Source organism: Saccharopolyspora sp. NPDC045941, assembly GCF_056431445.1.
In genome coordinates, this window is record NZ_JBWKKU010000064.1 from 45205 (window position 1) to 54842 (window position 9638).

The 9638-nt window shown below is 71.1% G+C and carries 9 protein-coding genes and 1 pseudogene; 1 reads left to right on the plus strand and 9 read right to left on the minus strand.

Annotated features, from left to right (window positions below; all coding sequences use genetic code 11):
- Positions 1–320: 320 nt before the first annotated feature.
- Positions 321–1628, minus strand: a complete 1308-nt coding sequence (locus AC07FN_RS36315) for a CynX/NimT family MFS transporter (protein WP_478399719.1) — start codon at positions 1626–1628, stop codon at positions 321–323.
- Positions 1629–1677: 49 nt separating this feature from the next.
- Here AC07FN_RS36315 and AC07FN_RS36320 point away from each other — a divergent pair, with 49 nt between their 5' ends.
- Positions 1678–2382 carry a FadR/GntR family transcriptional regulator gene (locus tag AC07FN_RS36320; protein WP_478399720.1) on the plus strand — a complete coding sequence of 235 codons (705 nt, stop codon included), beginning with the start codon at positions 1678–1680 and terminating at the stop codon, positions 2380–2382.
- On the opposite strand, the gene AC07FN_RS36325 is transcribed toward AC07FN_RS36320, so the two are convergent.
- From AC07FN_RS36325 to AC07FN_RS36360, 8 genes and pseudogenes are all read right to left on the minus strand, one after another.
- Positions 2358–2600, minus strand: a complete 243-nt coding sequence (locus AC07FN_RS36325) for a type II toxin-antitoxin system Phd/YefM family antitoxin (RefSeq protein ID WP_478399721.1) — start codon at positions 2598–2600, stop codon at positions 2358–2360. The genes AC07FN_RS36320 and AC07FN_RS36325 overlap by 25 nt on opposite strands.
- A gap of 45 nt (positions 2601–2645) precedes the next feature.
- A complete protein-coding gene (locus AC07FN_RS36330; protein WP_478399722.1) occupies positions 2646–4166 on the minus strand; it encodes a cobyric acid synthase in 1521 nt (506 codons plus the stop codon).
- A 593-nt stretch (positions 4167–4759) separates the two neighbouring features.
- Positions 4760–5617: a type I methionyl aminopeptidase gene (map, locus tag AC07FN_RS36335; protein WP_452616583.1), complete on the minus strand. Its 858-nt coding sequence runs from the start codon at positions 5615–5617 to the stop codon at positions 4760–4762.
- Positions 5618–5757: 140 nt separating this feature from the next.
- Complete coding sequence (locus AC07FN_RS36340) at positions 5758–6153, minus strand: type II toxin-antitoxin system VapC family toxin (protein ID WP_132494124.1); 396 nt, start codon at positions 6151–6153, stop codon at positions 5758–5760.
- The gene (locus tag AC07FN_RS36345; protein WP_132494125.1) at positions 6150–6422 is read right to left on the minus strand and encodes a type II toxin-antitoxin system Phd/YefM family antitoxin; all 273 of its coding nucleotides are present in this window, start codon (positions 6420–6422) and stop codon (positions 6150–6152) included. The genes AC07FN_RS36340 and AC07FN_RS36345 overlap by 4 nt, the downstream gene beginning before the upstream one ends.
- Positions 6423–6478: 56 nt before the next feature.
- Positions 6479–8266 carry a penicillin-binding transpeptidase domain-containing protein gene (locus tag AC07FN_RS36350; RefSeq protein ID WP_478399723.1) on the minus strand — a complete coding sequence of 596 codons (1788 nt, stop codon included), beginning with the start codon at positions 8264–8266 and terminating at the stop codon, positions 6479–6481.
- 175 nt (positions 8267–8441) lie between these two features.
- Entirely contained in the window at positions 8442–9278 is an 837-nt protein-coding gene (locus AC07FN_RS36355; RefSeq protein WP_478399724.1) for a GNAT family N-acetyltransferase, read from the minus strand.
- Positions 9279–9473: 195 nt separating this feature from the next.
- Positions 9474–9638: pseudogene (locus AC07FN_RS36360) on the minus strand (flavodoxin-dependent (E)-4-hydroxy-3-methylbut-2-enyl-diphosphate synthase); the annotation flags it as partial.

Sequence of the window (9638 nt, forward strand, 5' to 3'; positions counted from 1 at the left end):
CACCCCCCCACCCTCCCCCCCCCCCCCCCCCCCCTCCTCCCCCTCCCCCCCCCCCCCCCCCCCCCCCCCCCCCCCCCCCCCCCCCCCCCCCCCCCCCCCCCCCGCGACCCGTTGCCGAAGGCCGGGGAACAACGGCAGCGAGCCGGGTATCCCGGCGGCGCCGCGTTCCCGCGACACCACCCACGGCGATCAATGGTGTCAGTGCCGTCTCGCCCGCAAATCCGATTCGGCGTCGTTCACACCATCGGCGCAGTCCGCCAGATGCGAAGGGCGTCTTCGACCGGACCGGCCGAGGACGCCCTTCGCAGAACCGCGGGGTGTCAGATGGTGCGGGGGCGACCCGCGATGACGCCGAAAACCGCCTGGATCGCGACGATCACCACGATCGCCGTCAGCGACGCCGACCAGGTGCCGGTCACGTCGTGCAGCACGCCGAACAGGAACGGCCCGAAGGACGCGATCAGGTAGCCGACGCTCTGCGACATCGCGGACAGCGACCCGGTGTCGGCGGCGTTGGCGGTCCGCAGCGAGATCAGCACCAGCGCCAGCGGGAACGCGCTCATCCCGATGCCGATCGCGAGCGCCCACACCACCGGCAGCGCCTGCGGCGCCAGCAGCAGACCGAGCAGTCCGGTGAGGGTCAGCACCGCGAGCCCGATGGCCCACCAGGACTGGCTGCGGGTCCGGGTCACCAGCGGCGGCAGGATCATGTTGATCGGCACACCGATCAGCAGCAGCAGACCGAGCAGCATGCCCGCGGTCGTGCTGTCGATCCCGGCGCCCTTGAACACCTCGGGCATCCAGCCCATCACGACGTAGGCGACCAGCGACTGCAGGGCGAAGTAGACGGTGATCACCCACGCCAGCGGGCTGCGCATCAGCGAACGCCGCGGACTCGTCGACGCGGTGCCCGACACCTCCCGCGTCGAGGAGCGGCGAGCCGTCGCCGGCACCCACACGCACAACGCGGCCAGCGCCACGACCGCCCAGGTCGCCAGCGACAGGCGCCAGCTGCCGGTGGTGGAGTTCAGGTACGGCGTGAGGGCCGAGCCGGTCGAGCCGCCCGCCGCCATCGCGGTGGTGTACAACGCGGTGGCCATCCCGACGCGGGTCGGGAAGGACTCCTTGACCACCACCGGGATCAGCACGTTGCACATCGCGATCGCGGCGCAGACCAGCACGGTCCCGCCCAGCACCGTCCACGGACCGTCGACGACGCGCAGCAGCATCGCGAGCGTCAGCACCGCCAGCGACGCGCCGATGACCTTGTTGATGCCCATCCGCCTCGCCAGCAGCGGAGCGCCGATGCCGGCGATCCCGAAGCACAGCGTCGGCACCGAAGTCACCACGCTCGCCCAGGTCGTCGAGGCACCGAGCGAGTCGCGGACCTCACCGAGCACCGACGCCAGGCTCGTGACCGCCGGGCGCATGTTCGCCGCAGCGAGCGCCACGCCGGCGAGCAGCAGTCCCCCACCCGCGACGGCGACGTGCCGGTTCGGGAAGACCGGCTCCGCGGCGCCCTGGTTCTCGGCGGAGAAGCCATCCGGATGGCGTCCGGCGGCGAGTCGCGTGGCGTCCTGGTCAGCCACCTGGTCGGGGACATGCTGGGGTCGTGACTTCGTAGACATCACGGCCTATTATGTCAAACGTAGGATGTTTGGACGAAAGGACCTGTCAGTGCCTTTGGTCACTGCCAAACGGACCGGGCTGGTCGATCAGGTCATCGCCCAGATGCGCGAGCTCGTGGCGTCCGGGGAATGGCCGCTGAGCGAGAAGATCCCGCCCGAGACCGAGCTCGTGAACGCCCTCGGCGTCGGCCGCAACACCGTCCGCGAGGCGGTGCGCGCGCTCTCGCACGCCGGGCTGCTGGAAGTGCGGCAAGGCGACGGCACGTTCGTGCGCGCCACCAACGAGATCTCCGGGGCGGTGCGCAAGCTGTGCGGCCCGGAGTTGCGTCAGGTCCTGGAGGTCCGGCGCGCGCTGGAGGTGGAGGGCGCCCGGCTCGCCGCCGGCGCGCGCACCGACGAGGACCTGCGCGAGCTGACGGCCTGCCTGGACAGCCGGAACGAGGCGGTGCAGCGCCTGGACAGCGCGGACGTCATCGTCACCGACGCCGAGTTCCACCGGCTGCTGGTCGCGGCCTCGCACAACCCGGTGCTGATCTCGCTCTACGACGGGATCCGCGAAACGGTGGCCTCCAGCGTTGCGACCACCTTCAACCCCGCGATCCCACCGGAGCAGCACGTCTCGCACACCGAGCTGCTGGAAGCGGTGCGCGACGGCGATCCGCGCCGGGCGGCCGAAGAGGCGGGCGGATTCCTCGACGAACTGCTCAGCCAGGTGGGTTCAGACCCTGGTCAGGCAGAGGAGTCCGGCCAGTAGTCGGTTCCGACGTCGAACGCGTCTCCGGCGGCCGGGGCCACCCACGACGCCGCGATCACCCCGGCGGCGAAACCACCGCCGGTCGATCCACCGCGCGCGGGCTGCAGCCACACCGACGGCGTGCCGAACCGGGTGATGACGATCTCCTCCCCCGATTCGGCGCGGTCGAGCAGCTCCACCAGCCGCTCGCGGGCTTCATCAACGGAAAACTCGGCCATGGCCAAGACGTTACCGGGATCACACGGGTTGTGGTGCGCAACGGCTCAGCGGAGTTCCTGGTGCAGCAACGGAAGGCCGGTCGGTGCGCCGTCGTCGAGCAGTCGGCGCAGGGCGTCGGTGTCCAGGTGCTTCTCCACCAGGTCGCCGAGCAGGTCGAGCTGCCCGGCCCGGACCTCGGCGAAGACGGTGCCATCGGCCGGTTCGAAGCCGTCCCGTCCGGCGCGCCGGGCGGCCCAGCGCAGGAAGGACCGGCGGAAGGCGTCGTTCTCGAACAACCCGTGCCAGTGGGTGCCGAGCACGGACTCGGCCACACCGCCCTCGACCTGCCCGCCGGGCAAGCTCACCAGCGGCGCGAGGTCGCCGCGGCGGACCGCGACGCCGTGGTGGATCTCGTAGCCCTGGACGGGCTCGCCGAAGGCCTGGCCGCGCGGCCGGGCCAGCGTCTTGCGCGGCGCGAACTCGATCTCAAGGTCGAGCAGCCCCAGCCCGTCGACCGCGCCGCTACCGGACTCGACCTCGTCGACGATGCGCCGCGTCAGCATCTGGAAACCGCCGCAGATGCCGGCGACCGGCAGCCCGGCGCGGGCGTGCGCGCCGATCGCCTCGGCCAGGCCGCTGCGCCGCAGCCAGTCCAGGTCCGCGACCGTCGACTTCGAGCCGGGCAGCACGACCAGATCCGCGTCGGCCAGCCGCGACGGCTCGGTGACGAACCGGACCGCGACGCCGGGTTCCGCGGCCAGCGCCTCCACGTCGGTGGCGTTGGAGATCCGCGGCAGCCTCGGCACCGCGACCCGCAACCACTGCGCGCCCCTCGGCGGCGCCGGCCGCCCGATCACCCCATCGGCCACATAGGACAGTGAGTCCTCGGCGTCGAGCCACAGCTCCTCGGCCCACGGCAGCACGCCGTGCACCTGGCGACCGGTCAGCGCGCGCAGCTGGTCCAGGCCCGGTTCCAGCAACGCCGGGTCGCCGCGGAACTTGTTGATCAGGAATCCGGCGACCAACGCCTGATCCGCCGCGTCCAGCAGCGCGAGGGTGCCGAAGAGCTGGGCGAACACGCCGCCGCGGTCGATGTCGCCGACCACCAGCACCGGCAGCCCGGCGGCCTGCGCGAGCCCCATGTTGGCGATGTCGTTGGCCCGCAGGTTGATCTCGGCCGGCGACCCGGCGCCCTCGCACACGACGTAGTCGTACTCCGCGCGCAGCCCTTCCAGCGTGGATACGACGGTGTCCAGCAGGGCGGCCTTGCGAGCCCGGTAGGACATCGCGGTCACCTCACCTGCGACCCGCCCCAGCACCACGACCTGCGAACTGCGGTCGCTGCCGGGCTTGAGCAGCACCGGGTTGAACCGCACCGAGGGCTCGACGCCGCACGCGGCGGCCTGCACGGCCTGAGCCCGCCCGATCTCGCCGCCATCGGGCGTGACCACGGAGTTGTTGGACATGTTCTGCGCCTTGAAGGGCGCAACCCGAGCGCCGCCGCGCGCCAGCCAACGACAGATCCCGGCGGTGACCACGCTCTTCCCGGCATCGGAGGTGGTCCCGGCGATCAGCACCGCATTCACACGAAGTTCCTACCTCATCACCAGAGCCCACCCGAAGGCACCACCGAACCACCGGCACACCCGCGCGAAACCAGCAGCCTGAACGTCTCCCCAGACGAGTGCTCGTGAGTGCTTTTAGCGGCTATGACAACCAAAACCGCTCACGACCACCCACCTGCACAAACACAGGCACCGCCCAACACCAGCGTCGATGCCGGGCACCTGACGCAGACAGGGCAGCTGGCGATTTCGCGCGAAATCGCCACCTGGCACGCGTGCGGAACGCCGATTTCGCGCGAAATCGCCGACCAATCCACTCCCAGACCAATCCAAAAGCCGATGCGGGCAGCCGAAGGTGCGCACCGCGAACGCACAACCGCCGCCGCGACGCTCGAATCTCACGTCCAATAGCGGCCGCAAGCGGCGAAGCCGCTTAGCCCACCTGACCAACTTGCACCGCCGCGGGTTCTCAGACCTCTTCTCGCGAGGACAGCCCCGACGCCGCGTATTGGTCATACGTAAGTCGGGGATCCCGGAGTCGAGAAGGCTGCCGTGATTCCCGCAGGGGGGCCGCTACCCGCACCGCCACGCAAAACGAGCTTGGAGCCCCTGAATCAGGGCAGGGTCAGGATTTCGTTGCCTTCTTCGGTGATCAGGATGGTGTGCTCGAACTGGGCCGTCCAGCTCTTGTCCTTCGTCGTCACCGTCCAGCCATCGCTCCACATGTCGTACTCGTGGGTGCCGAGGGTGATCATCGGCTCGATGGTGAAGGTCATGCCCGGCTCCAGGACGGTCTGCACCGACGGCTCGTCGTAGTGCAGGATCACCAGTCCACTGTGGAACGCGCGGCCGATGCCGTGCCCGGTGAAGTCGCGGACCACGCCGTAGTCGAACCGCTTGGCGTAGGACTCGATGACCCGGCCGATCACGTTGAGCTGCCGCCCCGGCTTGGCCGCCTTGATGCCGCGCATCAGCGCCTCGTGGGTGCGCTCCACCAGCAGGCGCACCTCCTCCGAGACCTCGCCGGCCAGGAACGTCGCGTTGGTGTCGCCGTGGACGCCGCCGATGAAGCCGGTGACGTCGACGTTGACGATGTCACCGTCCTCGATCACCGTCGAGTCCGGGATCCCGTGGCAGATCACCTCGTTCAGCGAAGTGCAGGAGGACTTCGGGAAGCCCCGGTAGCCCAGCGTCGACGGGTAGACGCCGTGGTCGCAGAAGAACTCGTGCACCACCGCGTCGACCTGGTCGGTGGTCGCGCCCGGCTGCACCGCCTTGCCCGCCTCGACCAGGGCCTGCGCGGCGAGCTTGCCCGCCACCCGCATCGCCTCGATGACCTCGGGCGGCTGCACGTACGGGTCGGTGCTGCGCTGGGGAGCCGGCTTGTCGACGTACTCGGGGCGCTCGATGTGCGCAGGGACTGGGCGACGCGGCGTCTGCACGCCTGGCTTCAACGGAGCTCGAACCGGCATGCCCACCACTGTAACCGCGATGCCCGCCCGAACTCCGGGTGGCGGTCACGAGCGCTCCGCGCCCGATCTCCTCACCGCCGGGCCGCAATTTCCATTGAAATCGAAGGTTCGATTTCAATGGAAATTGCGGTGGATCGGCGTCAGCTCGCGCCCGGGGAGGCCGTGGTCAGGCCCGCCTCGGCGGCCGCCGCCAGCAGCCCCGGGTCGTAGGAGACGTAGGCGTGCAGGCCGTCCTTGATCTTGTAGGCGGAGGCCAGGTGGATGGCGTCCACCGGGCCGACGTTGCAGCGCAGCTCGGTGGCCACGTCCAGCACGTCCTGCTTCACCGGCAGCTGGTCGATCTTGGACACGATGATCGACGCCAGGTCCTCGGCGGCCGGACCGACCTCGCGGAACGTGCGCAGCACGTCCACCTTCGACAACGCGCTGGTGACGCGGGGCTGCTCCCAGCGCTCGCGGACCCACTGGCTCAGCGCCTTGCTCTCCGGCTCGGGGGCGATCAGCTTGATCAGCGCGGAGGAATCGAAGTAGATCAAAACCGCTCCTGTTCACGCCTGCGCAGCAGCCGGTCGGAGACGTTCGGGGTCGGTGCTGCCGGCAACGGTTCGGGGAGCTCACCGCCTTCGCCGGGCACGAGCTCCCCGGCGGCGACGAGTTCGTCGTACAGGGCCTGGTCACGCGTGGGCGGACTGAGCACGGCGACGGCGCGACCCCGATCGGTCACCAGGATCGATTCCCCGGCGGCGACCCGCTTCAGGTATCGACTGGCGTGCTGCCGCAGCTCGCGGACGCCGATCCGCTCCATGAGCTACAACGTAGCACCAAGCTGACCTTAGGTGATCACCCGATCACGTGAAGCGATCAGGCGCCCGCCAGGAAGCGCTTCGCCGCCTCGACGGCCGGCCCCGACGAGCCCGCGTCCGTCACCAGCACCGCGAAGGCCAGGTCGCCTCGGTAGCCGACGAACCAGCCGTGCGAGTGGGTGCCGTCGCCGAACTGCGCGGTCCCGGTCTTGCCCCGGACGTCGCCGGAGCCGTTCAGCGCGGTCGCCGTCCCGCCGGTGACCACCTCGCGCATCATCGCGCGGAGCTGGTCGAGGGTCTGCGGCGCGGGCGGCTGCGGGGTGGCGTCCGCCTTGGTCTGCGCGCCCCGGACCAGCGTCGGCACCGGCATCCGCCCCTCGGCGATCGACGAGGTCACCAGCGCCATGCCGAACGGGCTGGCCAGCACCGTGCCCTGCCCGATGCCGTTCTCCGCGCGCTGCACCGTGCTGCCGGCCGGCGGCACCTTCCCGGTGATGGTGGTCGCGCCGGCCATCTCGAAGTCCACGCCGAGGCCGAGCTGGCCCGCGGCGTCGGTCAGGGCCTCCCCGGGCATGTCGACCGCGAGCTGCGCGAACGACGTGTTGCAGGAGTGCGCGAAGGCCGTCCGCAGCGGCACCACGCCGAGGTCGAACTTCTTGTCGTTCGGCAGCGGCCGGCCGTCGAACACCTTCTCCGCCGGGCATTCCACCGGGGTGTCGATGCCCGCCTTCCCTGATCCCAGCGCGGCCGTCGCGGTCACCGTCTTGAACGTCGAACCCGGCGGGTACTGGCCGGACAGCGCTACCGGGCCCTGCGCGTCGGCGGGCGCGTTCTGCGCCACGGCGAGCACTTCGCCGGTCGACGGCTGCATGGCCACCAGCATCGCGGCCTGCGGAACCGGGTCGACCGCCTGCTCGGCGGCCCGCTGCGCGCGGTCGCCGAGGGTCACGTTGGTCGGCGCGACCGGCCGCTCCGCGACGCCGTGCAGCTCCGCGGCCTCTTGACCGGCCGCGTCGAGCGTCACGACGCGCCACCCGGCGTTCGCCTGGACCTGCTGGTCGACGACGCGCGCCACGCCCGCGAGCACCTGCGTGCCGTACCCGCGCTCGGTGGTGACCAGCCGCGTCTGGGCCGGGAAGCGCACGCCCGGCAGGTCGTAGATGCGGGACTTGACCTGCTCGTAGTCGCCCTGCCGGAGCGTGACCACCGCATAGGGCTGGCCCTGCGGCGTCTTCGCCACGCCGTCCAGGATGGACTGCTGGGTGATCGCGGGTTCGACGGTCTTCAGCGCGTTCGCCAGCGAGGCCGCGACGCCGGGCACGTCCCCGGCCTCCTGCGCGCTCAGGCTCACCGTGACCAGCTGCTCCGGCCCCATGAGCTGCTTGCCGTCGCGGTCCAGCACCGGCGCCGGGTCCGGGCGCTGCTCGCGATAGGCGAGGGTCTGCCCGGCCGCCAGCTGCGAGTGGAGCACCGCGGGCGCCCAGCGGACCTTCCAGCCCTGCTCCTGCTCGACGAGCTTGAGCTCGTTCGAGTAGTTCCAGACCTTGCCCGCGCCGAAGTCCCAGGACATGTCGAACCGCGCCGTCGGCGTTCCCTGCGCGTCCTCGGTCACCTCGCGGACCGTCGCGTGCGCGGCCGTCGGCGCCAGGTTCCGCCGGGCCGCTTCGAGCGCCTGCTTGGCCTGGTCTGGGGAGTCGGTCTGGTTCGCCGCACCGACCGCGTCACCCGCCGCCACCGCGTTCACGAAGGAGGCGGCGACGTCTTCTTCAGACGGCCCGGTGCTGCAAGCGGCCAGCGGCAGCAGCAGTAGCGCCGCCGCGCCGACCAAGATCCGCGAGGAAACCATGTCCGCGAGTATGCCGAAATGCCCCGAAACGTCCACACCCCTTTTCCGACCCGTTGCCCGTTCGGTCAACGCACGCCGCACGGGAGACCACGGTTTCAATTGAAACTGGGGCTCGGTACCCACCGGTGGCCTGCAGTTTCAATTGAAACCGCAGATCATCATCCACAGTGGACCTTCAGAGGAGGACCGTGCTGAAGGAGCCGATCTGGCGGAAACCGACCTTCTGGTACGCCACCCGGGCCGCGGTGTTGTAGCCGTTGACGTACAGGCTCGCCGTGCGGCCGAGGCCGCGCACCAGCCGGTCCGCGACTGCGGCCGTTCCCGCCGTGCCCAGCCCGGTGCTGCGCCGGTCCGGGTGCACCCAGACGCCCTGGATCTGCCCGACCGTGCGGGACAGCGCGCCGATCTCGGCCTTGAACACCACTTCGCCGCCCTCGAAGCGGGCGAACGCCCGGCCACCGGCGATCAGGTCGGCGACCCGCGCCCGGTAGCTCGCCGCGCCGCCGTCGCTGGACGGGTCCACCCCGACTTCCTCGGTGAACATCGCGATCGCAGCGGGCAGGTAGCGGTCCAGCTCGTCCGGCCGGACCGGGCGCACCAGCGGGTCCGGGGCTACCCAGGGCGGCTCGGACAGCGCCATGAGCGGCTGATCGGCGCGCACTTCGCGCGCCGGGCCCCACTGCGCCGCGACCTCGCTCCAGAGCGCGAGCACCTGCTCCGCCGGGCCGACCAGCGACGAGCAGACGCGGCGCCGGCGCAGCGCGCGGTCGGCGAAGGCGCGCATCGCGGCCGGTCCGCCGCGCAGCGGGATCAGGTTCGCGCCCGAGAAGCACATCCCGGTGAGCTTGCCGCCGTAGCCCCAGAGCTCGCCGCCGAGGCGCAACGGGTGGATGCCGGCCTCCTCGACGCGCGCGGCCACCATGCAGGCCGCGACGGGGGCGGAATCCAGCACGGAACGGACCAGCACCGCGTCGCGTTCCTCCAACAGCCGTGCACCGGCGAGCTTGAGCACCTGCCAAGACTGCCAGAAACCCGGGGTGAAGAGCCCCACCGGCCGGTGTGCACCACACCGCCCCGAACCGGCACTCACCCATTCGGAGTAGCCCGGTCGACGGATCGCCGCGGATTCACCGCGGGCGCGGCGCGCAGAAGTCCGGAAAAGCGAGACCGGCCGCCCCCTGAACCGGGGACGGCCGGTCGCACTGGATCAGCTGACGGTGACGACCGGCGCCCCGGCCTCGTCGTCGGCGGGCTCCATGTCCTCGGCGATGCGCATCGCCTCCTCGATCAGGGTCTCGACGATCTGGTGCTCCGGCACCGTCTTGATCACCTCGCCCTTGACGAAGATCTGGCCCTTGCCGTTGCCCGAGGC

What these genes read in the sequence shown, in the direction of transcription:
- AC07FN_RS36345 (WP_132494125.1), bottom strand. Translation starts at nt 6,422, where the DNA reads ATGGAGCGGATCGGCGTCCGCGAGCTGCGGCAGCACGCCAGTCGATAC.
- AC07FN_RS36350 (WP_478399723.1), bottom strand. Translation starts at nt 8,266, where the DNA reads ATGGTTTCCTCGCGGATCTTGGTCGGCGCGGCGGCGCTACTGCTGCTG.
- AC07FN_RS36325 (WP_478399721.1), bottom strand. Translation starts at nt 2,600, where the DNA reads ATGGCCGAGTTTTCCGTTGATGAAGCCCGCGAGCGGCTGGTGGAGCTG.
- AC07FN_RS36315 (WP_478399719.1), bottom strand. Translation starts at nt 1,628, where the DNA reads ATGTCTACGAAGTCACGACCCCAGCATGTCCCCGACCAGGTGGCTGAC.
- map (WP_452616583.1), bottom strand. Translation starts at nt 5,617, where the DNA reads ATGCCGGTTCGAGCTCCGTTGAAGCCAGGCGTGCAGACGCCGCGTCGC.